This window comes from Devosia sp. XGJD_8, from assembly GCF_046614475.1.
In the GTDB taxonomy this organism is placed as follows: domain Bacteria; phylum Pseudomonadota; class Alphaproteobacteria; order Rhizobiales; family Devosiaceae; genus Devosia.
In genome coordinates this window covers 347,385-370,904 of record NZ_JBKJHF010000001.1, presented here as the reverse complement: position 1 = coordinate 370,904, position 23,520 = coordinate 347,385, and the positions used below count along the sequence as shown (strand labels likewise).

General features: G+C 64.0%; 21 protein-coding genes. 6 read left to right on the top strand and 15 right to left on the bottom strand.

What is annotated here, in order from left to right; all coding sequences use genetic code 11:
• Positions 1 to 6 precede the first annotated feature (6 nt).
• From ACLI1C_RS01800 to ACLI1C_RS01785, 4 genes are all read right to left on the bottom strand, one after another.
• On the bottom strand, positions 7 to 3,207 hold the full coding sequence (locus ACLI1C_RS01800) for an alpha-mannosidase (protein WP_411395141.1): 3,201 nt from the start codon (positions 3,205 to 3,207) through the stop codon (positions 7 to 9).
• Positions 3,204 to 4,019, bottom strand: coding sequence for a carbohydrate ABC transporter permease (locus ACLI1C_RS01795; protein ID WP_411395140.1), 816 nt, complete (start codon positions 4,017 to 4,019; stop codon positions 3,204 to 3,206). The genes ACLI1C_RS01800 and ACLI1C_RS01795 overlap by 4 nt, the downstream gene beginning before the upstream one ends.
• Positions 4,019 to 4,909 (bottom strand): carbohydrate ABC transporter permease, encoded by an 891-nt coding sequence (locus tag ACLI1C_RS01790; protein ID WP_411395139.1) that lies wholly within the window; start codon positions 4,907 to 4,909, stop codon positions 4,019 to 4,021. The genes ACLI1C_RS01795 and ACLI1C_RS01790 overlap by 1 nt, the downstream gene beginning before the upstream one ends.
• 286 nt (positions 4,910 to 5,195) lie before the next feature.
• Positions 5,196 to 6,512 carry an extracellular solute-binding protein gene (locus tag ACLI1C_RS01785; protein ID WP_411395138.1) on the bottom strand — a complete coding sequence of 439 codons (1,317 nt, stop codon included), beginning with the start codon at positions 6,510 to 6,512 and terminating at the stop codon, positions 5,196 to 5,198.
• A gap of 282 nt (positions 6,513 to 6,794) precedes the next feature.
• Here ACLI1C_RS01785 and ACLI1C_RS01780 point away from each other — a divergent pair, with 282 nt between their 5' ends.
• A complete protein-coding gene (locus ACLI1C_RS01780; RefSeq protein ID WP_411395137.1) occupies positions 6,795 to 7,826 on the top strand; it encodes a LacI family transcriptional regulator in 1,032 nt (343 codons plus the stop codon).
• An 85-nt stretch (positions 7,827 to 7,911) separates the two neighbouring features.
• Entirely contained in the window at positions 7,912 to 10,146 is a 2,235-nt protein-coding gene (locus ACLI1C_RS01775) for a putative bifunctional diguanylate cyclase/phosphodiesterase (RefSeq protein ID WP_411395136.1), read from the top strand.
• A 39-nt stretch (positions 10,147 to 10,185) separates the two neighbouring features.
• Here the strand turns inward: ACLI1C_RS01775 and ACLI1C_RS01770 are convergent, their stop codons facing one another.
• The 4 genes from ACLI1C_RS01770 to ACLI1C_RS01755 all read right to left on the bottom strand — a co-directional run bounded on the left by ACLI1C_RS01770 (position 10,186) and on the right by ACLI1C_RS01755 (position 11,860).
• Positions 10,186 to 10,485, bottom strand: a complete 300-nt coding sequence (locus ACLI1C_RS01770; protein ID WP_411395135.1) for a hypothetical protein — start codon at positions 10,483 to 10,485, stop codon at positions 10,186 to 10,188.
• 397 nt (positions 10,486 to 10,882) lie between these two features.
• On the bottom strand, positions 10,883 to 11,092 hold the full coding sequence (locus tag ACLI1C_RS01765) for a cold-shock protein (RefSeq protein WP_332688721.1): 210 nt from the start codon (positions 11,090 to 11,092) through the stop codon (positions 10,883 to 10,885).
• Positions 11,093 to 11,324: 232 nt separating this feature from the next.
• A complete protein-coding gene (locus ACLI1C_RS01760) occupies positions 11,325 to 11,603 on the bottom strand; it encodes a hypothetical protein (RefSeq protein ID WP_411395133.1) in 279 nt (92 codons plus the stop codon).
• A 23-nt stretch (positions 11,604 to 11,626) separates the two neighbouring features.
• Positions 11,627 to 11,860 carry a hypothetical protein gene (locus tag ACLI1C_RS01755; RefSeq protein ID WP_411395132.1) on the bottom strand — a complete coding sequence of 78 codons (234 nt, stop codon included), beginning with the start codon at positions 11,858 to 11,860 and terminating at the stop codon, positions 11,627 to 11,629.
• A 433-nt stretch (positions 11,861 to 12,293) separates the two neighbouring features.
• On the opposite strand from ACLI1C_RS01755, the gene ACLI1C_RS01750 reads away from it, so the two are divergent.
• Genes ACLI1C_RS01750 through ACLI1C_RS01740 form a run of 3 tightly spaced genes read left to right on the top strand, consistent with a single transcriptional unit; the run spans position 12,294 to position 15,305 of the window.
• Complete coding sequence (locus ACLI1C_RS01750; RefSeq protein WP_411395131.1) at positions 12,294 to 13,526, top strand: polysaccharide biosynthesis/export family protein; 1,233 nt, start codon at positions 12,294 to 12,296, stop codon at positions 13,524 to 13,526.
• 44 nt (positions 13,527 to 13,570) lie between these two features.
• A complete protein-coding gene (locus ACLI1C_RS01745; protein WP_411395130.1) occupies positions 13,571 to 14,365 on the top strand; it encodes a family 16 glycosylhydrolase in 795 nt (264 codons plus the stop codon).
• 46 nt (positions 14,366 to 14,411) lie between these two features.
• On the top strand, positions 14,412 to 15,305 hold the full coding sequence (locus ACLI1C_RS01740; RefSeq protein WP_411395129.1) for a polysaccharide pyruvyl transferase family protein: 894 nt from the start codon (positions 14,412 to 14,414) through the stop codon (positions 15,303 to 15,305).
• A 3-nt stretch (positions 15,306 to 15,308) separates the two neighbouring features.
• On the opposite strand, the gene ACLI1C_RS01735 is transcribed toward ACLI1C_RS01740, so the two are convergent.
• From ACLI1C_RS01735 to ACLI1C_RS01705, 7 genes are all read right to left on the bottom strand, one after another.
• Entirely contained in the window at positions 15,309 to 16,790 is a 1,482-nt protein-coding gene (locus ACLI1C_RS01735) for a lipopolysaccharide biosynthesis protein (RefSeq protein ID WP_411395128.1), read from the bottom strand.
• A gap of 14 nt (positions 16,791 to 16,804) precedes the next feature.
• Positions 16,805 to 17,806, bottom strand: coding sequence for a glycosyltransferase (locus tag ACLI1C_RS01730; RefSeq protein WP_411395127.1), 1,002 nt, complete (start codon positions 17,804 to 17,806; stop codon positions 16,805 to 16,807).
• Entirely contained in the window at positions 17,799 to 19,058 is a 1,260-nt protein-coding gene (locus ACLI1C_RS01725) for an O-antigen ligase family protein (protein ID WP_411395126.1), read from the bottom strand. Before ACLI1C_RS01725 ends, ACLI1C_RS01730 begins: the two co-directional genes overlap by 8 nt.
• 8 nt (positions 19,059 to 19,066) lie before the next feature.
• Positions 19,067 to 20,278 carry a glycosyltransferase family 2 protein gene (locus tag ACLI1C_RS01720; RefSeq protein ID WP_411395125.1) on the bottom strand — a complete coding sequence of 404 codons (1,212 nt, stop codon included), beginning with the start codon at positions 20,276 to 20,278 and terminating at the stop codon, positions 19,067 to 19,069.
• A 33-nt stretch (positions 20,279 to 20,311) separates the two neighbouring features.
• Positions 20,312 to 20,677 carry a hypothetical protein gene (locus ACLI1C_RS01715; protein WP_411395124.1) on the bottom strand — a complete coding sequence of 122 codons (366 nt, stop codon included), beginning with the start codon at positions 20,675 to 20,677 and terminating at the stop codon, positions 20,312 to 20,314.
• Between the two features lie 8 nt (positions 20,678 to 20,685).
• On the bottom strand, positions 20,686 to 21,357 hold the full coding sequence (locus ACLI1C_RS01710; protein WP_411395123.1) for a sugar transferase: 672 nt from the start codon (positions 21,355 to 21,357) through the stop codon (positions 20,686 to 20,688).
• Between the two features lie 457 nt (positions 21,358 to 21,814).
• Positions 21,815 to 21,988, bottom strand: a complete 174-nt coding sequence (locus ACLI1C_RS01705; protein ID WP_411395122.1) for a hypothetical protein — start codon at positions 21,986 to 21,988, stop codon at positions 21,815 to 21,817.
• A 532-nt stretch (positions 21,989 to 22,520) separates the two neighbouring features.
• On the opposite strand from ACLI1C_RS01705, the gene galU reads away from it, so the two are divergent.
• Positions 22,521 to 23,453: a UTP--glucose-1-phosphate uridylyltransferase GalU gene (gene galU / locus ACLI1C_RS01700; protein ID WP_411395121.1), complete on the top strand. Its 933-nt coding sequence runs from the start codon at positions 22,521 to 22,523 to the stop codon at positions 23,451 to 23,453.
• Positions 23,454 to 23,520 lie beyond the last annotated feature (67 nt).

The window sequence follows — 23,520 nt, the reverse complement described above, 5'->3', positions numbered from 1 at the left end:
GTCTCCTCAGGTTTCGATCAGCAGCGTGGCGATTTCGAAGGGGCGCAGAGACAAAGTCACGCCATTGTCCTTGAGCTTGAGCGGCTTGCTGTCGCCCTCTTCCATCAGGTTGACGCTGCGCACCGACTTGACGGGGATGCCGAAAGTGATGGTGGCCTCGGCGCGGATATTGGCGTGTTCGAAGATGCGCAGCACCACGGCATCGGACTTTTCCGCCTTCTTGACTGTCTCGAGCGTGACGTTGGACTGGTCGACGCTGGCAAAGCTGAAGCTCGAAAATTCCGCGGCCGGATGGGCGGCGTGCTGGCGCGAGCCGATGACGGCCACCGGATTATTAAAGCGTTCGGCGGCCCGATGCACGTCGGCCAGATCGGCCACGCCGTCATGCACGAAGAGCGCGTAGCGTAGGCGATGCTCGCCCAAATCGGCCTGCGGATCGGGGAAAACCGAGCCGCGCACCAGCGTCAGGCGGACGGATTGTTCAAGACAATCATAGGCATACTTGCAGTCGTTGAGCAGGGCGACACCGAAGTCGCTCTCGCTGAGATCGACCCAGCGATGCATCGAGGCCTCGAAGCGCGCCTTGTCCCAGCTGGTATTGCGATGGGTCGGCCGCTTGACGTGGCCGAACTGGATTTCCGAGCGGATCTCCGAAGTATTGAGGTCGAAGGGGAACTGCGCCTTGAGCACGGTATGGCGCTCCTGCCAGTCGATGAAGGTGTCAAACTCGACCTGGCGCGCGCCGGCGGCAAGCGAGATGACCTGGACGACGGTGGAGGCCTGGTAGGTGCGCTCGACGCGGATAGCGGCGCGATGCGGGCCGGTCTCGACCACCGAGATGGTGGCCTTGGCGTCGGCCAGGGGCCAGAACTGTTCCTCGAAGTAGCGGTCGATATCCCAGGCGTCCCACTGCATGGGCTTGTCTTCATAGGCGATCAGACGATTGGCCTTTTCGCCCCTGGCCAGGGTCTCGCGATTGCGCGTCTTGTCGAAGACCGAGGTGATCTCGCCGGCCTTGTCGAAGGTGACCTTGAGCAGTTCGTTTTCGAGATGGGTGGTCGAGACCGAGAGGGGCGTCGTGTGGTTGGCGGCGCCGCCGGCAATGACTTGTCCCCCTGTCCAGCCGAGGGGAGCAATGTTGGATACCGGGGCGCCATAGCCGCTTGAACCGTCGGCAAAGGCGAGTTTCTGGATGGGCTGGATGCCCTCGGCCGTGGCGAGCGAGGCGCCTTCCAGCACAGTTTCGTCACCGAGATGAACGATGAATGAACGGGTCTGGCCGGTGAAATTGAACAGGCGCAGCTGATCGGCGCCGGGCTTGGCGAAAGCCTGGGCGGCAGAATGCCAGGGACCGTTTTCGGACCCCAAGGTCGAAAAGATCTGACCATATTCATTGTCGCTGTCGACATAGACCTCGGGGATGGAGGTGCCCGGCAGGATGTCGTGGAACTGGTTGATGAGGACCAGCTCCCAGAACTCGGCCAGCGTGGCAGCCGGATAGGGCGCGCCCGCCTGGGTCAGCGCCATGGCGCCCAGGAATTCCAGCTCGCGCAGGAGGCGCTCGGCCTTGCGGTTATTGGCCTTGTTCTTGGCCACCGAGGTCAGCGTACCGCGATGGTATTGCAGGTAGAGCTCGCCATTCCAGGTGGGGAACTTGCTGCCGGCCGCATCCATGCGCTTGCCGAGGCGATCAAGGAAGGGAACGATGCCTTCGAGCTTGACGCGCGGGGCGCCGGGAATGCCGCGCTCGAGGCGGATGCCGCGCTCGATCATGCCGCGGGTGGGGCCGCCGCCGCCATCGCCATAGCCATAGGACATGACGACTTCGTTGTTGACGGCCTTGGGCTCGTAGCGCTTCCAGGCGCCCATGGTCTCGGAGACGGAGAGATCGCCATTATAGGTGGTGAAAATCTCCTCGCTCTCATAGCGCTGGGCGGTGATGAGCTGGGCCTTGGTGACGGTGCCGTCGATGCCGCGCCAGAAGAAGGTGTCGTAGGGGAAGCGGTCGGTATCGTTCCAGCTGAGCTTGGACGTGACGAAATATTTGAGCCCGGACTTTTCCATGACCTGGGGCAGGTTGGCGGAATAGCCGAAGGTGTCTGGCAGCCAGACCGTCTTGGGGTCGACGCCGAATTCCTCGAGGTGGAAGCGGCGGCCGCGCATGATCTGGCGGACGAGTGACTCGCCCGAGACGATATTGACGTCTGGCTCCACCCACATGGCGCCTTCGATCTCGAACTGGCCGGACTTGACCCGCTTCTTGAGGCGGGTCCAGAGCTCGGGATAGTCCTGCTTGAGGAAGTCGAAGAGCACCGACTGGTTATACATGAAGATGAATTCGGGATACTCCTCCATGAGGTTGAGCACCGTGGCAAAGCTACGGCCGGTCTTGTCGCGGGTATGCATGACGCGCCAGAGCCAGCCCACATCGAGATGGGTGGAGCCGACCGCGGTGACCTGCGGCTGGGTCTCGGTATCGACCAGCTTGTAGATTTCGGCGGCGATCTTTTCGGCGGCCCCGAGCGAGGCTGCCAGGCCTTCGGCATGGCCATCGCGGCGATCGAGCGCGCGCAGGGCGCGGTCGACAATGGCCAGGATGGCGTGGCGGCGCGAGTCGGACTGATGCAGGCGGATGGCAACGTCGAGCGGGGTCTGCAGGTCGTAATAGAGCTTTTCGGCGCGCTCATTGCGCGTGAAGAACTCGACGGTGAAGCCGACCAGAGGCCGATCAAAGAAGGTGAAGGCATTGACCAAAAGGGTATGCTTGCTGCCCGGCTTGGCCTTGCGCTCGATCACCAGTTCGGTGTGGTTGCCATCGAGTGCCTGGGCGATCTTGCCGTCGAGATAGGCGAGGCATTGCGGGTCGGTCGAGCCGGGGCGATCCTGCCACTGGCTGGTGAACTTGAGCACCAGGGTCTGGCCGCGCGCCGCTTCGGGCACGGTGACTTCGGCGGCAAACCAGGTATGGCCCTGCTTCTTGGCCCAGACCGAATGGGGGCCGAACTGCTCCCACTTGCGCCAGTCGGCAGCCAGGGCCGCCTCCGCCGTCACATCGGCGCGCTGGACATGCCACTGGAAGGGCGCGTCGGGAATGGGTGTCAGGATCTTCTGCTCCAGATCGGCGCAGAGCCGCAGGAGCTTGCCTTCCATCTTGAGGTCATCGTCCAGCAGAGCGAGCTTGGACGAAAGGGGGTTGGAATAGGTCATCCTTTGACTCCGACACCGGCGAACCCTGTGTTCATGTTTCGCCGCAACAAGAAATAGACGCCGATCGCCGGCGCTGCGTAGATGATGGAAAAGGCGGTCAGGAAGCCATAGTTGATGGCGCCCTGCTGGCCGAAGGCCGCGTAGAGCCCCACAGACATGGGAAAGGCATCCTGCACCCGCGCAAAGATCAGCGGCAACAGGAACTCGTTCCAGGCGCCGGTGAAGCTGAAGAACCAGACCACGGCAATGCCGGCCCGCGACATGGGCAAGACGATGCGGGTGACGATCTGGAACAGGCTCGCCCCTTCCACATAGGCGGCTTCCTCAAGCTCGATCGGCACGGTGTCGAAGAAGTTCTTGAGCAGCAGCAGGGTGAAGGGGAGATTGAGAATGGTCAGCGCGATGATGACGCCGAACTGGTTGAGCAGCCCGCCGCGCTGGGCGGCAAAATAGAGCGGCACCAGGACGCCCGCCGAGGGCAACATGCGCAGCAGCACCAGCGTCCAGAGGAAAGCATTGCGCCCCGGAATGCGCAGACGCGACAGCGGATAGGCCGCCGAGATGCCGACCACGACGCTGAGCGTGGCCGTGCCGGCGGCGATCAGCATGGAATTGAGGAATTGCCGCCCGGCATTGCCGCTGACCGCCAAGGCGAAATTGTCGAGCCCGATGCTGCGCGGAATTTCGAGCTGGCCGGTCGAGAGCGGATTGAAGGCATTGAGGATGAGCCAGGAAAAGGGGCTGACCCAGATGACGGCCATGAAGCTCAGCGCAATGGCGGTGAGGCGCGAGGTGGCGGGATTGGATTCCATTATTTCGGCTCCCGCAGCATGCGCAGATAGACCAGCGACAACAGGCAGACAATGACCAGCATGGCGACGGAAATCGCGCTGCCAAAGCCCAGATTGCCGCGTGAAAAGCTCTGATTGTAGAGAAACACCGCCAGCGTTTCGGTCTGCCGGCCGGGACCACCGCCGGTCATGGCGTAGATCAGCGGGAAATAGGTGAAGGTCCAGATGGTGATGAACAGCATATTGGTGGCAATATGCGGCCGGATGATCGGCAGCTGCACCATCCAGATGCGCTGGAACGGGGTGGCGCCATCGACCTTGGCCGCCTCGACCACTTCGCGCGACACCGAATCCAGCGCGGCCGAGAACAGCAGGTAGGACCAGGCTGTGCCTTTCCAGACATTGGCGATGGTGACGATGGGCAGGGCGTATTCGTTGATGAAATTGATCGGCGCAAAGCCCAGCGGCACGACGATGAGCTGGTTGATCAGTCCGGTCTGGGCCGTGGTGGCCGACCAGAGAAAGGCCGCGACGATATCGGGCAGCAGCCAGCCCAGCATGATGCAGACTTCCACCACGGTGCGAATGGTCGACTGGCTGCCGCGCAGCAATGCGGCCAGGAGGAAGCCGAGCACGGACTGGCCGACAATGGCCGAGAAGAAGACGAAGATGACCGTGGTCCAGAGCGATTCAAGGAAGCCGCGGCGGGTGAACAGGCGCTCGAAATTCTGCAGGCCGACCCAGCTCCACTCCACCGACTTGCGGCCCACCAGGGCCAGATCGGTAAAGCTGAAGGCGAAGGCCCAGGCCGTGAAGTAGAGCAGCGCGCCGATCAGCAATGCCGCCGGCAGCATGCCGAGACCAAGAACCAGGAGATTGCTGGTGAGCCAGGGATTGGCCTGGTTTTTCATGGCGATACTCGCTTGGACATGCAGGCTCCGCAAACTCGATAGGCACCCTCCCCCTCTGTGGGGAGGGTGGTGGCACAACCGGGGCTAACCGACACCCCCTCCCAGCCTCCCCCATCAAGGGGGAGGTGCCACGCGGTGGGCGCTGCACCATCTCAGGATGGGCCCCGGCTCACGGCCGGGGTGACACTGTGGGTGGGCGACGCCGGAGTTCCGATCCAGCCCCACTCCCCCGTCACGGCGACGCCCGGAGGACAGTCGGGCGCCGCCGCGTCGGGAGGGGACTGCCTTACTCGTAGGTGATGACCTTCTCTTCGCCGAATTCGTCGACCAGGGCATCGTGGTAGTTCTGGACGACTTCCTCGACCTCGACGCCATCGAGCAGGTCGGACGTGGCCTGCTGGATCAGCGCGGAGACTGTCTGGTAGCCGGGGACCGTGTCGCGGCCGGTGGTATCGGCGGCGAGCGCCGTCGCTTCGGCCAGGAACGGATCGGCGGTATATTCCGGGCTTTCCGAAATATCGGTGCGCACCGCCATGCGGTGATTGGCCAGGGTCCAGGCCTTGAAATTGGCTTCATCGAAGATCGAGGTGATCAGCTTGAAGGCCATTTCCTTGTCAGCGGCGGCGGCATTGATGCCGATGGTCCAGCCGCCCGAGATATTGGTGGTTTCCTTGGTGCCCGGCTCGCCCGAACCCGGCCATGGGGTCCAGCCCACCTGGGCGTCGCGCTCTTCGCGGCTGGGTGGATTGTTGCAGTCCCAGAGGCATGCATCTTCCCAGGAGCCGGAGGCGAGAATACCCAGATTGTCATCGGCCAGGGCCTGGCGAACGGCGGCGCCGATATCGGTGGCGTAGTTGAGATCGGCCGGGTTCAGTTCCTGGGCGACATAGACCTGGTGATAGAGATCGAAGGTGCGGCGCAAAGCCGGGCTGTCGCCGATCCACTGATTGGTCTCGCGGTTGAGCAGACGGTTGCGATCGCCCTCGGGCACGTCGGCGCCGAGCAGGGCCATATAAACGCCCTGCATTGTGGCGGCTTCGGCCTGCTTGGTGCCGGCCGGCAGCTGGAACGGATATTGCACGCCCGCTTCCTTGAGCTTGGTGGCGGCATCGAGAATGTCGGCCCAGCTCTTGGGCTCCCAGGGCATGGCAATGCCGGCCTTTTCGAAATTGGACTTGTCGTACCAGAGCATGCGCACGTCGGTATCGGTGGGCAGGGCATAGACATTGCCCTGGTAGGAGGCGACTTCGAGCAGGCCGGGCAGGTAATACTGGTACTGGTCCCAGCCGGCGGCGAGCTCGTTGAGCGGGTGGAGATAGCCGGCCGAGGCCAGCTCGGACACCATGAAACTATCGACCAGATTGACGTCGGCGGCAGTGCCGGCGCTCAGATCGAGCGCGATACGCTGGTCATAGCCCTGGCCGGGCAGCTTGATGGCGTTGACGGTTTCGCCGGTTTCGGCCTCGAAGGCCTCGATGCCGGGCTCCACCAGAGCGGCGATCCATTCGGCATACATGAACGACACTTCGGCCCTGGCGGGGATCGCTGCGGCGGCCAGCAGCGACACTGCGGCCACCGTGGTCAGAAAACCTTGCTTGAGCATCCAACTCCTCCTCTGCTGCTCGCGCCGCCTCTGTGAGCGGCCTCGCGCGGAACCTCGTTCAGCGCGCCGTCAGGTAACCACAGGATATGCAACGTTGCAATTGGAAATCGCATTGGGACAGGATGGATGACATTTTTCGAATAAAGCTTATGTTTTTCATTGATTTAAGATTTGTGCAATCGTTTCAGCTCTCCCCCACTGGCGTGTGTATCGTTGCAAAATTTGGGTAGTTTGGTTTCCGCCTCCGCCGGTGTAAAAGCGAGGCATGGGGACGTTGAGCGCATGAGCCAGAAGACGATTGCAGGCAGCAAGGGCCGGAGCGGACAGCGGGTTACGCTGCGCACCATTGCGGAGGTGACGGGGCTGAGCCTGTCGACGGTGTCGCTGTCGCTGCGCGGGGGCACGACGCTCAAGCAGGAGACGCGCGACAAGGTGGCCGAGGCCGCCAAGGCACTGGGCTATATTCCCGATCGCGCCGGCGTGCGGCTGCGTACGGGCAAGACCAATGTCATCGCGCTGGTGCTGGACGGGGCCGAGGATTCGATCGATTTCGCGCGACAGATGATCCAGGGGATCGGCCAGGCGATCCGCGGCACGCGCTACCACCTGACGGTGATCCCCGAATTCGAGCGGAACCTGAGCGCCGACACGATCCGCTACATTCTGGACAACCGCACGGCGGACGGGGTCATCATCACCCATACCGGGCCGCGCGACAAACGCGTGCAGATGATGATCGACGCCGACTTTCCCTTTGTCAGCCATGGGCGGACGGAATTCTTCACGCCGCACCCCTATCACGACTTCCACTCCGAGGTGTTCGCCACCATGGCGGTGGAGCGGCTGGCGAGCAAGGGATGCCGGCAGGCCATGCTGGTGATCGGGGACGACAGCACGACCAATTACCACAATATCGTCACCGCCTTTCACCGGGCGACGGCGCGGGCGGGCATGGGCGGGCAGGTGCTGGAAGGCACGATGGGCATCACGCCGGCGGAGATGCGCAAGATCGGGCTCGACCTGGCGACGGGCGCCGGGCGGCCGGATGGCATTATCTGCGACAGCGAGATGCGTACCATCGCGCTGGTGGGCGGGCTGCAGGAGGGCGGACTGGTGCTGGGGCGGGACGTGCACCTGGTCTACAAGCAGACCTCGGGCATATTGCCGACGCTGTTTCCCTCGCTGGACAGCATCCGCGAGGATGTGTTTGCCGCCGGCGGGGAGCTGACGCGGCTGCTGCTCAAGCGCATAGAGGGCGCCGACATCGCCGAGCTGCAGACCATGGCGGAGCCACAGGCCAACTGGCGCAGCTAGGCCGAAGCGTGCATTTTTACCGGCGCCGAGTCAGCCATCGTTAGTGATCGGCGGGTATACTGCAGGACCCAACCGGTGTGCGCAGTTGACCAGCTCGACGATCCAGACGACCTCGCTGTCCAAGCAGATCACCTACCTCTCCTTCGCACTGGCCACGGTGCTGATCGCGAGCCTGGCCGGATTCGGTTGGTGGGCGGCCTCCAATATCGATGATCGCTCGATCGCGCGGGAAGCGCGGGCGGTGAATGTGGGCCTGGCCGAGATCGCCCAGCAGCTGCCGGTCGATCAGGACACGGCGGCCATCTGGGACGATGCGGTGATCAATCTGCGGGCCGGCAACCAGCCGTGGATCGCCGACAACCTCGCCGACTGGATGAGCAGCTATTTCGGGCATGATCGCGTCTACATCCTCGACGCCCAGAACCGGCCAGTCCGCGCCGTCGAGAACGGCGTGGTGGTCGAGGGCCTCTACCAGCAGGACCGGACCGTGCTCGCCCCCCTGGTGACGGCGCTGCGCGAACAGATGGCGGATGCCGCAAGCGGATTGACGGATTCGACGGAGGCGGTGACCGGGCTGGGCGTGCGCGACCTGGTGGTGCTTGAGGGCAACCGGCCGGCGCTTGTCAGCGTACGCCCGATCGTTCCGTCCAGCGCAGAGGTGCAGCAGGCGCCGGGTTCAGAATTCCTGCATATATCACTGCGCCTGGTGGGCCAGTCCGTCGCCGCGGAAATCGGCGAGAGGTTCGAAGTGCGGGACCTGGCCTTCGAAAGCAGCGCAGAGGCCACGGACGAGCGGATCGCTGCGCCCCTGCTCAATGCACAGAACCGGATTGTCGGTTTTTTCACCTGGGTGCCCGACGAGCCCGCCTACGAGCTGATCCGGGACACCGCGCCGGCAGTCGGGGGCGGTGTCGCCATCGGGGCGCTGGCCGTGATCATGCTGCTCGGCCGGCTGCGGCGAACCTCGACCCAGCTGGAAGACAGCAAGGCGCAGGCCTCGTTCCTGGCCTTTCACGACGCGCTGACGGGCATTCCCAACCGCGCGCTGTTCGAGGACCGGCTGGAGCAGGCGCTGGCAAACCGGCGCCGCACGGGCGCAAGCCTTGCGCTGCACTATATCGACCTGGACCGGTTCAAACATGTGAACGATACGCTGGGCCACCCGGCCGGCGACGAGCTGATCCGGCGCGGCGCCAAACGGCTCGCGGCGCTGGTCGACGAGGTCGATACGGTCGCCAGGCTCGGCGGCGACGAATTTGCGATCATCCAGTTCGAGGTGGCGGACGTGCAGGCGGCGCTGGCCCTGGGCCAGAAGATCGTGGCGGCGTTCGAACCACCCTTCGACATCGCCGGATCGGAGGCGCGCGTTGGCGCCAGCGTGGGGGTGGCAGTGGCGTCGGATTCCGCCACCACGGCCGAGGACCTGATGCGACAGGCCGATATCGCCCTCTATGAGGCCAAGGACAATGGCAGGGCGCGCTGCCAGCTGTTTGCCGGCGAACTTGATGATGCGGTGCGCGAAAAGCGGGCGCTGGAAATGGACCTGCGGGCCGCCCTGAAAGCGGATGGCGGGCTGCACCTGGTCTATCAGCCCATCTTCAGCACGCATTCGGGCGCGGTGGTGGGGGCAGAGGCGCTGGTGCGATGGGCGCATCGCGAGCGCGGTCCACTGCCGCCGGCCAGCTTTATCGGACTGGCCGAAGAACGCGGCCTCATCGGGCAGCTGGGCATGTGGGTGCTGGGCGAGGCCTGCCGCTATGCCGTCAGTTCGCAAGTGCCGTGGGTGGCCGTCAATGCCTCTCCGCTGCAGTTTCGCGACGAGCGATTTGCCGACCGGGTCTTTGCCGTGCTGGACGAGACCGGGCTGGAGGCCAGGCGCCTCGAGATCGAGATCACCGAAGGATTGTTGCTGCAGAATTCGCCCATGGTGCAGGACACGCTGATGCGGCTGCGGGCGCGGGGCATCCGGATTGCGCTCGACGATTTCGGAACGGGCTATTCCTCGATCAGCTATCTGCGCAACCATGGCGTGGACAAGCTCAAGATCGATCAGTCATTCACGGCACAACTGGGCAGGAACAGCGAGATCGACGGCATTGTGCGCTCGATCATCGACCTGGGTCGGGCGATGCATATGGGCGTTACGGCCGAGGGTGTCGAGACCGAGGCGCAGCGGATGCTGCTGGGCGAGATGGGATGCAACCAACTGCAGGGTTACCTGCTGGCCAAGCCGATGACGCCGGTGGATCTGGAGAGAATGCTGGCGGCCAAGGCGACGGGTGCGACCGGAGGCGGACAAGCCAGGCCAATGGCAGGCTGAAGCCACGCGCCAGACTGGCTGGCGCGTGGAAGGATGTGGCTACATGCCGACAGCGGCCTGGGTCGGCGCGGCATGGGCAGATGCCCGCGTCGTCGCCTGCTTGGCGCGCGAGAGGGGATAAGCGCCCGCCTCGTAAAGGGCCCTGATGGCCTTGCCTTCAAAGCGGCGTTCGTCGACCTCAAGGAAGGAGCCCGCCAGAGCATTCTCTGGCAGTTCCTCGATGCAGTACTGAACGGCCTCAGACGCCTTGGCGAAGCGCCGATACTGCGCTGACGCCGTCTTGGCGTAGCGCTTGGCGACGAAAAGTTCGGCTCTGGCGTTGTAGTCGATGTCCACCATTGGAATCTCCTTTGGAGTGAATCGCCGGGCGGCGACGCAAGCGGGACGGGGTGTCCTGGTGCTTGCGGGGAAGCGGATAGTCGGGGCTGCGATACAGCCAGGACAGCTGCTCACTCGAAAACGTCGTGTCGCCGATGGTGAGACGGGCGCCATGAAGGCTGACGGGAGCGGCTTCCTCTAGTGCGAAGCGAATTGCCTGGGCGGCGGTGTGGAAGCTACGCGCTCCCTGCGCCGACGCGGTTTGCCAGTCGCTGCCGAGATAAAGCTCGGCGCGAGCCTGGAAGTCTGGATATGTCATATTTTCTCTGGCGATCCGGCAATGCGCACGGATCTCTTTCTAGTGCTCCGGCAACCTGCCGGAGAGATCGGGCCCGCACGGGGCGGGCCCGGCAGTTTCTTACTGAACGAGCGTCAGGTTTGCAGCCGAAGCCTTGCCATCACGGCCGGTCTCGAGCTCATAGGTAACCTTGTCGCCTTCATAGAGGCCATTGAGGCCCGAACGCTCGACGGCGGAAACATGGACGAAAGCGTCCTTGCTGCCATCTTCGGGCGAAATGAAGCCGAAGCCCTTGGTGGAATTGAAAAACTTAACGGTGCCGGTGATCATGGCTAAAGGCCTATCTTATCGTGCCCCGGCCAAATCAAATGGCCAGAAAGCATCATTGCTGCACCACAACATGTGGGGCAGGTCTAACACGCTCTCAAAAACAGGGGGGTAGCGAAAACCGGAAAACCGGGATCAGATAGCCATGTGAGCTCAAACGTATGAGGGCTATATAGGGGCTATTGGCGCAGATAACAAGGGCGCAGCGAATCCCGGTGCGCCACGCCCCTCCATTCTAGAGCAGAACGAGCATGCACTCGGCCACCTGCTGGGTCACATCATAGGTCGCCGGCGCCTCCTCGCGCGCCGCGAAAGCGCCCAGCTCCCGAAGCTGTTCGCCGGTGAATTCGAGCTCATAGCGCGGCGGGGACTTGCGCCCCGACTGCATCGTGCTGAAGGCGGAGGCGCGTTCCCAGCCTTCATAGCGACCGGCCGGCAGGAAGATCCCGCGGGCCAGTTCGAACTCGTCCTCGGCGTGAAACGAGACAGCTTTCGGCTTCTTGCCCTGGCGCATTGGTTTCTCCTGCGGAAGGTGGCCTATTCGAACAGGCCGGGCGGAATGCGGCCGATTTCCAGCAGGACAATCGGGGTGTCATAGGCATCGGTCTCGATGTCGACCTCCTGGGAGAAGGCGACCACGCCTGCGCGCATGGGCCCGAGCCGTTCCGCCGTGGCGATGGCCAGGGCCTCGGTCTTGCAGGGCCGGACAACGTCGGCAATCAGTTTTGAGCCCTTGAGGGTAAATCCCTGGACCAGATAGGCAGTCGACATGGCAGGTTCCTTGATGAACGAGGGAACGAGCCGAGGCTCGCTTGATCGAGATGGCGATGGAGTGACGGAGGGTGCGGGCATCGTCGATGCCGCTCAGCGCGCCCACATGCAGGAGGAGTGTCCAACCAGTCGGCGGTGAGCGCGGGTGGCGCCGCCATTGCCGATTCTGCAGACGAGTCTACAGCACGCCGGGCCGCACGGATATGGCTCGCTTGGCGGCCCCAAACGGCCTGCCGCACCGGCTGACGGAGCGCATGTCTGCCTTGAGCCTTGCGGGCAGCATGACCAATTTGCCCGCGAAAGCCGCAGGAAACAAGGGATTTTGCGATGCGGGCTCGCATGGCCGGGCACGGGATTAGGTGCAGGGCTGCCCCATTGCGGGCACCATCTGCGTCAACCATCCTCGTTGATGCAGAGCAGCAAGGACTTGCCCATGCGAAACGACTCGATGCGGATGCGACGCGCCATCGGTCACTGTGGCTGGCTGGCACTCAGCCTGATCCTGGTGGGTGGGGCGACGGCGAGCGAGCCCTACCTGCTGTCGGTTTCCGACAAGATTGCCGTCAAGGTGGTCGCGTGGAAAGCCGGCGAAGCGACATTCGAAGAGCTCACCGCGTTGGGTGGCGAATATGTCATCGGTGCCGATGGCCAGGCCTCGTTCCCGTTTGTCGGCGCGACGCAGGGGGCCGGCAAGACAACGACGGACCTGGCCGCCGCGCTGGGCAGCGAACTGCAGCAGGCCCTGGGCCTGCCGGTGGCACCCGATGTCACGATCGAGATTGCAGAATATGGCCCGATCTATGTGAGCGGCGATGTCAGCACGCCTGGTGAATATCCGTTTGCCCCGGGCCTCACCGTGATCAAGGCGCTAAGCCTGGCCGGTGGCGAACGCCGCGCCGCCGATGCGGCCGGCCGGCCCGAGCGGGAATTGCTGACCACGTCGGGCGCGCTCGACGTGCTCAAGGACGAACATGTGCGCCTTTTGGTGCGGCGGGCGCGGCTCGACGCAGAGCTGGCCGGCGCCGAGACCGTGACGCTGCCGCCAGAGTTGGCCGAGGTCGAGGGCGGTCAATCGCTGGTGACTGCCGAAGAGGCCATCCTGTTGGCCCGGCAGCGCCAGATGGCGGCGCAGACCACCTCGCTCGACGAGGAAGTGGCGCTGCTGACGCGCGAAATCGAGACTTTCGAGCAGAAGCGGACGGCGATGGAGCGCCAGCTGGAGCAGGCGCGCGAGCAGCTGGGCAAGATTACCCAGCTTTCCGACGATGGGCTGGCCCTGGCCTCGCGCGTCACGGCGCTGGAAACCAATGTGGCAGACCTCGAAGGGCGGTTGCTCGACATCGATACGGCGAGCCTGCAGGCCCGCCAGGATATCGGTGCGGCGGAACGCGAGCGTGCCGAGCTGGGCGACAGGCGCATTTCTGACCTGTCGCTGGAACGCCAGACCGTGGATGGGCAGATCGCCGCGCTGGCACTGAAGATTTCCAGCCAGGAAAAGCTGTTGCAGGAAGCGGCACTCTATTCGGGCGTCTCAGTGGCTACCGGCGGCACGCAGCCGAGCTACCAATACACGATCATCCGCGAAGGCGAGGAAGTCGCCGCGGAGATGAGCACGGCAGTGCAGGCGGGGGACGTCATCGTCGCCCGGCTCACCCTTGCCCCATGAGGCAGCAAACAACCCGCTCCCCCTACCAGCGTAAAGGCGTTGTCATGACCGATGTGATGCATGGACGAATGCGGGCCACCGCGCCGCTGGTAGCGGGCCTAGTGCTGCTACCGGTCGCTGCCCTGGCGCAGGGCACGAGCTTTCACGATGATTTCGCCCGCCTCGACGGCGGCCGCTGGTATGTCTCGGATGGCTGGTCCAACGGGGCGCACCAGAATTGCACCTGGTCGAGCGGCCAGGTGACGGCCAGCAACGACCTGCTCAAGGTGGGCTTTGCGCCGGTGCCCAAGGGCGAGCGGCAATATGGCTGCGGGGAAATCCAGACCAAGCAGGCCTTTGGCTATGGCACCTATGAGGCGCGCCTCAAGACGCCGGCCGGGTCGGGGCTGAACGCCGCCTTCTTCACCTATATCGGGCCCCAGCAGGGCAAGCCGCATGACGAGATCGACTTCGAAATCCTGCTCAAGGACACCTCGATCGTCGAGACCACCACTTTCGTCAACGGCAAGAGCGGCGATGGCGCGGTGGGCGCGGGGCAGAAGCACACCCTGCCCTACCCGTCCGACAGCGACTTCATCACATATGCGATGACCTGGGAGCCGGACGAGATCCGCTATTACATCAATGGCGAACTGGTGCGGACATTGACCGATCCGGTCATGATCCCGAGCCATCCGCAACGCATCTTTTTCAGCCTCTGGGGCACGGACACGCTGACCGACTGGATGGGCGTGATGACGCCACCAAGCGGCCCGATTGCCATGGAGGTCGACTGGGTCGCCTTCACGGCGCAGGGCGAGAGCTGTGCCTTTCCCGAATCCGTGCTGTGCGCGGACTGAACGTGGCGTCGAGCGCGACCATCCCGAATGTAACGAGGGCCTATAGATGAAACTGGTGTTCTTCCGCGGCAAGGTGCCCAATTTCGGCGACGAGCTGAACCTGCATGTCTGGCCGGCTTTGCTGCCCAAGGGCTTTCTCGACGAGGACGAGAGCGAGCTGTTTGTCGGCATCGGCTCGATCATCGGCACCCAGCTCGACCCCAAGGCGCGCAAATTCGTCATGGGCTCGGGCTATGCCGGCTATATGGGCCTGCCGGACGTGCATGACGGCAGCTGGGACATCCGCTTCGTGCGGGGGCCGCAGACCGCCAAAAAGCTCAATATTTCCCCTGACCTGGCGATCTGCGACAGCGCCGTGCTGCTGCGGGCCATGGAGCTGCCGAAGCCCGCAAAGGATGTCGGCATTGCCTTCATGCCGCATTACGAGAGCCTCGAGCGGGGCAACTGGGCCGAGGCCTGCCGGCTGGCGGGAATGACGCTGATCGACGCCACCGAGCCGGTGGACAAGGTGCTGGGCCAGCTGCGCGGCGCGAAACTGCTGATCACCGAGGCCATGCATGGCGCCATCGTTGCCGATGCGCTGCGCACGCCCTGGATCGCCGCCAAGCCGATCTATGGCGGGCATCACATGAAGTGGCTCGACTGGGCCGGGGCGCTGGATATCGATCTGCGGATGAACCTGCTCAAGCCCACCAGCGTGCTGGAATACTATATCGGCCGCACCGGGCGCGGCGGGGGCCAGGGCAAGGTCGGCAGGCTGAGCCGCTCGCCGCTGGCGCGGCTGCCCAATGCCATGCTGACAGAGGCGGCGGCGCGGCATCTGCAGGACATGGCCAAGCTGGCGCCCCAGCTGAGCGCCGACAGCGCCATTGCGCGGGCGACCGAGCGGGCGCAGGACGCGGTGGCGCGCTTCGTGCAGAGCCGGGTTTCGGTCAGCTAGCGCCTAGGGGCGGCGCACCAGCGTCGCCCGGATCTGCATGATCCGGCGTCGGCCGAGCAGCAGCACGAGCGCCCCATAGACGAGGCCGCAGGCCACTATGGTGGCGCCCAGCCGCAGCAGCGGCTCTGCCGCGGGCAATTGCGCCTGGACCAGGAGGCCCGCCCCGAGCATGACGGTGGTGGCAAAGACCGGCAGCGCGAAGCTGGCAAGGTAAGCCCAAGGCGAGATGCCGAGCAGGCGCACCACCATGTAGACGGTGGGCATCCACATGATGAAATTCTGGATGACCAGCGCATTGGTCAGCGCGCTGACGCCCCAGCCGCTGAACAGGAAGACGTAGAGCACGGTCACGGCCTGCTTGCCGGCCATGTAGTAGAACCAGAGGTCGGCCTGGCCCTGGCTCTTGACCAGCGAGGCCTGCAGCACGCCCACCGCGGTCAGCAACCCCAGCGCGCAGAGCGCCTGGACCACCGGCACGGCCTCGATCCATTGCGGGCCGAAGGCGAAGGGGATGAGGTCGGCGGCGATCAGCGCCAGGCCGGCAAAGACGGGAAAGGCAATGATCGAGGAGGCGAAGGTGCCGAAGAGATAGGCGTCGCGCAGTTTGTCGGGCTCGCGCTGCATGGAGGAGAGCAGCGAATAGGAGACCAGGTTGAGGGCGCCGGTGATGAGATCGGTGAGGATCTGGAAGATGCGGCGGGCAAAGCTGTAGATGCCGAGCCCGGCGGGGCCCAGGAGCGCACCGATCAGCAGCTGGTCGATGCTGATCGTGGTGATGAAGTGATTGCCGGTGGAGAAGAGGCCGAAGGCGCGCAGGTCTTTCAGCGCTTTGAGATCAAAGGTCAGGCCCGGGCGCCAGCGCGCGGCGACAAGGGCGCCGATACAGGTGACGATGGAGGTGGCCAGCTGCGAAAAGGCCAGTGCCCAGAGACCGAAGCCGAGCCACAGCAGGGTGAGGCAGCCGATGGCTGCGACCAGTGACGCCATGGTGGTGCGCAGGGCGATCTTGCGGAAGGACATGCTGCGCACCAGCAGCCCATTGGACACGGCGGCGGCCATGTCGAAGACGACGCGCAGCCCGATGAAGGGGATGAGCAGGGCCAGGTCCGGCTCGGCAAAGCTTGCGGCAAGGGAGCCGGCAGCAGCGACGATGATGGCATAGATCACCAGCGCCGCGCCGACGCAGAGCCAGAAGACGGCATCGAGATGGCGCGGGGTGATGGTGTCGCGCTGGATCAGCGCATCGCGGAAGCCGGCGGGGGCGACGGCCATGCCGACAGTGGCGATGCTGGCGGCGAAGGCGACAATGCCGAATTCGGCGGGGCCGAGCACGCGCGAGGTGGCCATAAAGACGATGATGCCGAAGGCAGCCGGGGCGAAGCTCGACAGCATGGACCACAGCGCGCCCCGCAGGGCGGCGGCGGCGCGGCCGGTCTTGACGTGGCCGAGGTCCGGCCCGGCAGCAAAGCCGTTCATGGTGGTCATGGTTGAACCGATCGTCAGTGCCCCGGATGGCCGGCTTGGGCGCGCTCGCGCACGAAGCTGTTGAATTCGGGCGTCACACGGCCGAGCAGGCGGATGGCGAGGCCGCGGCTGCGCAGCCGCCAGGCATCGCGTGGCGGCAGGTGGCCGGCAATGCCCGGCGCCAGGAGGGCCTTGGTGATGCCCTGGGCGCGCGCCTGGGCGGAGGCGGCAAAGAGCGGGTTGGTGAGAAAGCCGGCCCGCTGGGCGGGGGTCGCGTCATGCCAGACCTGGCGCTGCAGGGCCTGGATGGAGCGCTTGAGATCAAGCTCGCGCCGCAGGTAGGAGCTCTTGAGTTCGGCATTGCGGGTGGTCTGCTCTGCATTTTCCGCCCAGACCGCCAGGGGCGTCATGGCGACATAGACGGGCTCGGCAATGGCGAAGGTGCGCAGATATTCCTGCAGGGTGGCGGTGCAGGCATACTGGATTTCCAGCTGGCTGCGGGCATTGCGCGACCAGAACAGGCCGCCATTGGAGACGCCGATGCCGATCAGCAGCGAGAGGCGGAAATTGTGCGCCTCATAAAGGCCCTCAAGGAAGAGGTCGTCGAGCACGCCCTTTTCGCTCAGATGGGCCCTGTCGGTTGCACTGGCATGTTCGACCAGCTGGTTGCGCAGCACAATCTCGATGTCATGGGTCCGGCACAGCGCGATGTTTTCCGCGCAGAAGGTGGGCAGGATGAAATTGTCGTCCTCGACCACGCAGAAGTAATCGGCGCGATGGGGGTTGGTTGCGGTGAAGCAGGCATCGATATTGCGCGAGGCAAAGAGCTGCGGCGCATTATGCGTGTAGCGGATGCGGGCATCGCCCATGGCTTCGCAGACGGCGCGGCCCGACTGGGCGGGATCGTCGTCATAGACGTCGCAGATCCAGTTTTGCCAGGTCTGGTCGATCATGGTTTGCAGGGCGCGCTTGAGGGCGGCGGGGCGTTTGTAGGTCGGGGTGCGGATATGGACCAGGCCGGCGGCGAGTTCACGCATCGATCAGTCCCTTATGATGGTGGGAGAGGGGAGAGGCGGCACGGAGGCGGGCCTGCGCCTGGGCGCGCAGCGCCAGGAGGCCCTGGGCGGCATAGATGAAGGTCGCGACCGCCAGGATGGAGCGCACGGAAAACTCGAAGAAGACCTCGACCTCGATGAAGCTGCGCAGGATCATCAGCAGCTGCAGGCCCAGCAGCATGGCATTGGGCGCATTGGGCCGCAGCAGGGCATAGGCGGTGATCATGGCGCCGCCGCCATAGATGATGAGGATCTGCAGCAAGAGGCCGACCAGCCCGATCTCCACGGCGTTGGAGATATAGGTGTTGTGGAAATTGAAGCCGGCGCCGGAGGGGACCAGGAACATGGCCCACAATTCCTCGGCGGGGGCAAAGCCGCTGACCCAGAAGGCCCGGTAGCCCAGCCCTTGGAGCGGGCGCTCGGCAATGAAGCTGAGGCCCGTGGCCCAGAGCTCGGTGCGGCCGGTGAGGGTTGGATCCTTGCCCGAGCCTTCCAGCACATCGGCGAGCAGGGCATCACCCATGGTGAGGACGAGCAGAGCCAGCGCCGCCAGGGCGATGGCGAGGAGTCCGGCGAGGAAGAGCTTCTGATAGGGGCTGAGGCGGCCGGTCAGCATGACCAGCCCGATGATCGCGACGCAGGGCACGACCATGAGGATGGCCCCGGCCGATTGCGCCAGGACCAGCAGCGGCCCCGAGACGAGCAGCCCCCCGAGCGCGGAAAGCCGCAGCAGGGGATGGGCGCCGCGATCGGCTGTCATGGCCATGGCGATGAGGGCAAAGACGGCGATATGGGCGGCAAAGGCGTTCTTGCTGCCGAAGATGCCCAGCCAGGCGGCCCCGCCATTGCGGCCGATCACCACGCTGGCCACCACGCCAATGGCGTAGACCACAAAGAGCCCGCGCATCAGCGTCGTGGTGGAAATGCGTCCGGTGATGACCACCGCCACGACCAGGGTGAAGGCCAGTTGCAGCCCGTAGCGCAGGCTGTTGTCGGGATATTGCGACCAGAGCGCGGTCAGCAGGCAATAGGCCGGCAGAAGCAGGACGATCCACCAGCGCATGACGCTGTCGATGCTCTGGGGGATGTTGGTGACGATCAGGAGGCCGCCGCAGGCGATGAAGACCAGAGCCGCGAGAGAGCCCAGCATGGCATTGAGCACCAGGGCGGCCAGGGCCGCGAAGGTGAGTACGGCCGCGACGTTGATGGTGAGATAGTGGCCGCGGGCGGGCATGGGCGCCATCATGAGACTTCGGCCCGCAGATGGGCACGCGAAACGGGCTCGCGCAGACGCGCCAGGGGGATGAAGCCCGCCGCATAGCGCGAGGCCTTGTCCGGGCAGACGACATCAATGGGGTGGCCGCGCCCCAGATCGGCAAGGTCGCGCCAGGCTTGCCTGGGGCGTGGCGCTGCCCAATCCATGTCAGCGACGCGAACATAGTCGGGCACGCGGAGCCCGGATGGACCAAGCTGCAGCGCATTGACGGGTGACAGGCCGGGCGCGGCAACCGACCGTCGCCGGCCCTCGATGAAGGCACGCCCAAGCCGCAGTGCGAGGCGCGGGTGGCGCGCCAGCAGTGACAGTGCCTGGGCGGGCTTGCGACCCTTGATGGCGGCGACGAGACGCTCGAAGGCCAGACCGTGCTGCAGCTGCGCATGTCGGGCCGCGAAAGCAGCCGCCAGCGGTGGCGACAAGGCGCCGAGCCGGAGGGTCATGGCATGCTGGCTGTCGAGCATGGCGGCCAGATCGGTGACCGAGAGGCGATGGGAAATCGAGCCGCTGTGGCGACGATAGAGGTAATAGGGCTCGGGCAGCACAACCATGGTGGCCCCGGCCAACAGCAGGCGCAGCACCAGGTCAAAATCCTCGCCGATACGCAGGCTCTCGTCATAGCGCAGGGCGCCCAGCATATCGGCCCTGATGAGCGGCTTGAGATAGCCCAGGGGCGCAGAGCCATCGAAGCCCGCGCCGATCCACTGTTCGGTCGTAACGGCAAAGAGGCTGTCCTGTTCGGCACCCAGCAGCAGGCTGACAGGCGAACCGTCTTCGTAGAAATGCAGCAGGTCGTCGGCGACGATATCGGCACCGCTATGGGCGGCGGCGGCGAGCAGGCGCTCGAAACGCTCCGGGTGGATGATGTCATCGGCGTCGACGACCGCGATCCACTGCCCGCGCGCTGCAGCAAGCCCGCGATTGCGGCAGCGCGCAGGCCCGCCATTGGCGGGGGCCTTGATCAGGCTGACTCGCGGGTCGGCGCGCATGAACTGCTCCACCAGCGCCACACTGTGATCGCCCGAGGCGTCGTCGCAAACGATCAGCTCGATATCGGCAAGGGTCTGGCCCAGCACCGATTCGATGGCCGGAACCAGCTTGTCGCCCGCCTGATAATTGGCCATGACCACCGAAACCAATGGCGCCGCGGCCCGTGCCGTTTGAGGGCCGGTCGATCTCATGATGTCACCGTTTGTTGGTTCGACCAGCCGAAGCTAGGCCGTGCCGCCGCCCAGGGTGCGGTCGAGTTCGGTCAGCATGTCGCCAAGCCTGGCGATCTGCGTATCGATCTGCCCGATCCGCTTGGTGGCAAGGGCAGCATTGTCCTCTGCCTCGCGGATCGACTGTTCGTCCTCGCTGCGGCGTTCGGCATATTCACCAGAATTGTCCAGCAGGCTCGCTGCCTGGGCGTGATAGGCATCCAGCCGCTGCTGCAGCCCCAGCCGCTCCCGCGTCGCATCCTCGATCGCTGCCGCTATCGTGCGCCGAACCCGCATCAGGCGATCCAGATCGGTATTGGCATCGCGCTGGGAATTGCGGGTGCGGAACAGCTTGGGCGGCAGGGCCGGAATGCGTGCCATTATGATCCTCAGCGACTGCCGGTGCGGGAAATCACCACCTTGACCGTCTTGACCAAGATGATCAGATCGCCCGCAAAAGTCCATTCCCGAACGTACTGGCTATCAAGGCGAACGCGCTGATCGTAGTCCACATCGCTGCGACCGCTCACCTGCCATAGGCCGGTAATGCCTGGTCGCGTTGCGGCATAGGCCTCGATCTCGCCTGCATAGCGCACAACTTCATCATGCACGATCGGACGCGGACCGACCAGACTCATCTCGCCACGAATGACATTGATCAGCTGGGGGAGTTCATCGAGGCTGGTCACCCGCAGGAAGCGACCAAGCTGGGTCACGCGCGGATCGTTGCGCAGCTTCTGGGTCGCCTCCCACTCGGCGCGGGCCTGCGGAAACATTTCGAGGTGTCGCGCCAGTGCCTGCTGGGAATCGACGACCATGGAGCGGAATTTCAGGCAGCGAAAGCGCTTGCCATTGTGGCCGATGCGCTCATGGCCAAAGAAGATGGGGCCGCGGTCGGTCGAGAACATGATGACCGCGATGAAGAACATGGCCGGCAATGCAAAAAGCAGCATTGTCGATGCGGCAATCACATCGAAGGCCCGCTTGGAAACCCCTCCTTTCGGCACTTTCGTCTTGGATGTCTGGCTCGATACATCAAGTTCGGCATTTACGATCGACATGTCGCTATCTCACTAAAGGGGTGCCTGGAAGGTTACAATTTCGCTGTCCGAACCATTCTTTCCTGGTGCATAAGTAAAAATGTACGCGTTTTTTACAAAACGTACGAAGCACCATTGGCTAGCACAATATATCTGACGCTGTTTTTCCAAACAAGACTTGGAAATGCCAAGGAGGCGCGATTCATCAATGCCTGGGCATGAGACTGGACGCGCCGCTCGACCATCGTCAGGAGGAGGGGAACATGATTGCCATCGGGCTAGCAACCCCGGGGCTGCATATCTGCGATGCGCCTGGAATGCCGCAAAATCGGCCAATTTACCGCTGATCGCCACAATGCGCTGCGTCGGGCCCGGGCGTGACTCAAGCGACGGGCAATAGATCGAAGACGCTTCTGGTCAAACGAAGAACGACTGCAATCATATTGCAGAAGCTGAATGTATTCTTGAAAGGGCGCGACTAGAGCTGAAAAAGGAAAACGACGCCGTTCCACAGCAGGTAGGCGCCAACCCAGCCCAGCGCGAGCACAAGCAGAGCGACAACGCCCCAAGGCCATGCGAAGGCCGCGCGCTCCACAGGCAATTGCTGGCCCGTCTTTTGGACGACCGGCTCATCTGGCCCGTCTTTCCTCATGTCGTCCCCTCCCCAAAGGCTTCTGCCTCGGTCCAAATGCGCTCCCACTGTTGACCGAAAAGCTTAACGACAGGTCACATGTGGAAGACGTTCTCGGGCCTCCGCCCAGGCCCAGCAGTCTCTGCGCATGCGACTGCCGACATGCGGCCGCAAGGCTCGCGGCCAAGGCTCAAGTGTCCATCTTGCGTGAACACTGCCCTTGCCTCCGTCAATACAATGTCCACTGCGGCGGCACAATGCGCGAGCCATCACGGTTTTTTGCGGATCGAACAGGATCGGCCGTGACGCCAAGAAAACGCTGCGACTTATACTTCCGAGCAGAGTGGTATGTCAAAGCCGCCATATAGAACGCAACATGGACGCCAATCAATATAGATGGCAGCGCCGGGCCCGAAATGGGGCACTTTTGTGTCGCGTGATCAGTTCGAATTGGAAATTAAACTACCCCTTCAGCGCATCATAGCCATGCATTTCAAACGGGGATTTTCGTTGGACTTGCCTATGCGATCTGTGGTGCCCTTTTGCTGTTTCTATGCTCAATCAGGAGTTTGCCGTGGTTAAGCGCGTCAGAACAGCAGTGTTTCCGGTCGCGGGGCTTGGTACCCGGTTCCTTCCGGCGACCAAGGCCTTGCCGAAAGAAATGCTGACGGTCGTTGACCGTCCCCTCATCCAATATGCCGTGGACGAAGCCCGCGAGGCCGGTATCGACCACTTCGTCTTCGTCACGGGCCGCAACAAGGGCGTGATCGAGGACCATTTCGATCGCCAGTTCGAACTGGAGACGACCCTGGAGGTCCGCGGCAAGGTCGCGGCGCTGTCCGAACTGCGCAAGGACCTGCCCTCGGCCGGCCGCACCAGCTTTACCCGGCAGCAGGAGCCGCTGGGCCTGGGTCATGCGGTGTGGTGCGCCCGCGAGATCGTGGGTAACGAACCCTTTGCGCTGCTGCTGCCGGACATGCTGTTCCGCGGCAAGCGCGGCGTGCTCAAACAGATGATGGAGACCTATGAGGAGACCGGGGGCAACGTGATCGCCGTCGAGCAGGTGCCGCCGGCTGAAATCTCGTCCTATGGCGTGGTCGCACGCGGCGAAGGCCCTGACGCGGGGTTCCGCATCACCGGGATGGTGGAAAAGCCCAAGCGCGAAGAGGCGCCATCCAATCTCATCATCTCCGGCCGCTATATCCTGCAGCCGGACATCTTCACCCTGCTGGCCGATCAGCCGCGCGGCGCGGGGGGCGAGATCCAGCTGACCGACGCCATGCAGACGCTGATGCAGCAGCAGCCCTTTGTGGGCGTGCAGTATGAGGGGCAGAGCTTTGACTGCGGCTCCAAGATCGGCTTTCTCACCGCCAATGTCGCCTATGCGCTGGGCCGTGAGGACATTGCCGGTGATTTCCTGGCGGCCCTGTCAAAGCTGCGGCTCGATGCGGCGCTGTCGGATGGCCTGCGCCACGCAGCTGAATAGCCAACCTCCCCCATGAACAAACGGCGCGCCCACATCAGGGCGCGCCGTTGTTTTTTGCCTGTCTGGC

Coding starts and splice junctions, on each gene's coding strand:
- ACLI1C_RS01800 (WP_411395141.1), bottom strand. CDS start 3,207: ATGACCTATTCCAACCCCCTTTCGTCCAAGCTCGCTCTGCTGGACGAT.
- ACLI1C_RS01795 (WP_411395140.1), bottom strand. CDS start 4,019: ATGGAATCCAATCCCGCCACCTCGCGCCTCACCGCCATTGCGCTGAGC.
- ACLI1C_RS01790 (WP_411395139.1), bottom strand. CDS start 4,909: ATGAAAAACCAGGCCAATCCCTGGCTCACCAGCAATCTCCTGGTTCTT.
- ACLI1C_RS01785 (WP_411395138.1), bottom strand. CDS start 6,512: ATGCTCAAGCAAGGTTTTCTGACCACGGTGGCCGCAGTGTCGCTGCTG.
- ACLI1C_RS01780 (WP_411395137.1), top strand. CDS start 6,795: ATGAGCCAGAAGACGATTGCAGGCAGCAAGGGCCGGAGCGGACAGCGG.
- ACLI1C_RS01770 (WP_411395135.1), bottom strand. CDS start 10,485: ATGGTGGACATCGACTACAACGCCAGAGCCGAACTTTTCGTCGCCAAG.
- ACLI1C_RS01765 (WP_332688721.1), bottom strand. CDS start 11,092: ATGATCACCGGCACCGTTAAGTTTTTCAATTCCACCAAGGGCTTCGGC.
- ACLI1C_RS01760 (WP_411395133.1), bottom strand. CDS start 11,603: ATGCGCCAGGGCAAGAAGCCGAAAGCTGTCTCGTTTCACGCCGAGGAC.
- ACLI1C_RS01755 (WP_411395132.1), bottom strand. CDS start 11,860: ATGTCGACTGCCTATCTGGTCCAGGGATTTACCCTCAAGGGCTCAAAA.
- ACLI1C_RS01750 (WP_411395131.1), top strand. CDS start 12,294: ATGCGAAACGACTCGATGCGGATGCGACGCGCCATCGGTCACTGTGGC.
- ACLI1C_RS01745 (WP_411395130.1), top strand. CDS start 13,571: ATGACCGATGTGATGCATGGACGAATGCGGGCCACCGCGCCGCTGGTA.
- ACLI1C_RS01740 (WP_411395129.1), top strand. CDS start 14,412: ATGAAACTGGTGTTCTTCCGCGGCAAGGTGCCCAATTTCGGCGACGAG.
- ACLI1C_RS01735 (WP_411395128.1), bottom strand. CDS start 16,790: ATGACCACCATGAACGGCTTTGCTGCCGGGCCGGACCTCGGCCACGTC.
- ACLI1C_RS01730 (WP_411395127.1), bottom strand. CDS start 17,806: ATGCGTGAACTCGCCGCCGGCCTGGTCCATATCCGCACCCCGACCTAC.
- ACLI1C_RS01725 (WP_411395126.1), bottom strand. CDS start 19,058: ATGCCCGCCCGCGGCCACTATCTCACCATCAACGTCGCGGCCGTACTC.
- ACLI1C_RS01720 (WP_411395125.1), bottom strand. CDS start 20,278: ATGAGATCGACCGGCCCTCAAACGGCACGGGCCGCGGCGCCATTGGTT.
- ACLI1C_RS01715 (WP_411395124.1), bottom strand. CDS start 20,677: ATGGCACGCATTCCGGCCCTGCCGCCCAAGCTGTTCCGCACCCGCAAT.
- ACLI1C_RS01710 (WP_411395123.1), bottom strand. CDS start 21,357: ATGTCGATCGTAAATGCCGAACTTGATGTATCGAGCCAGACATCCAAG.
- ACLI1C_RS01705 (WP_411395122.1), bottom strand. CDS start 21,988: ATGAGGAAAGACGGGCCAGATGAGCCGGTCGTCCAAAAGACGGGCCAG.
- galU (WP_411395121.1), top strand. CDS start 22,521: ATGCTCAATCAGGAGTTTGCCGTGGTTAAGCGCGTCAGAACAGCAGTG.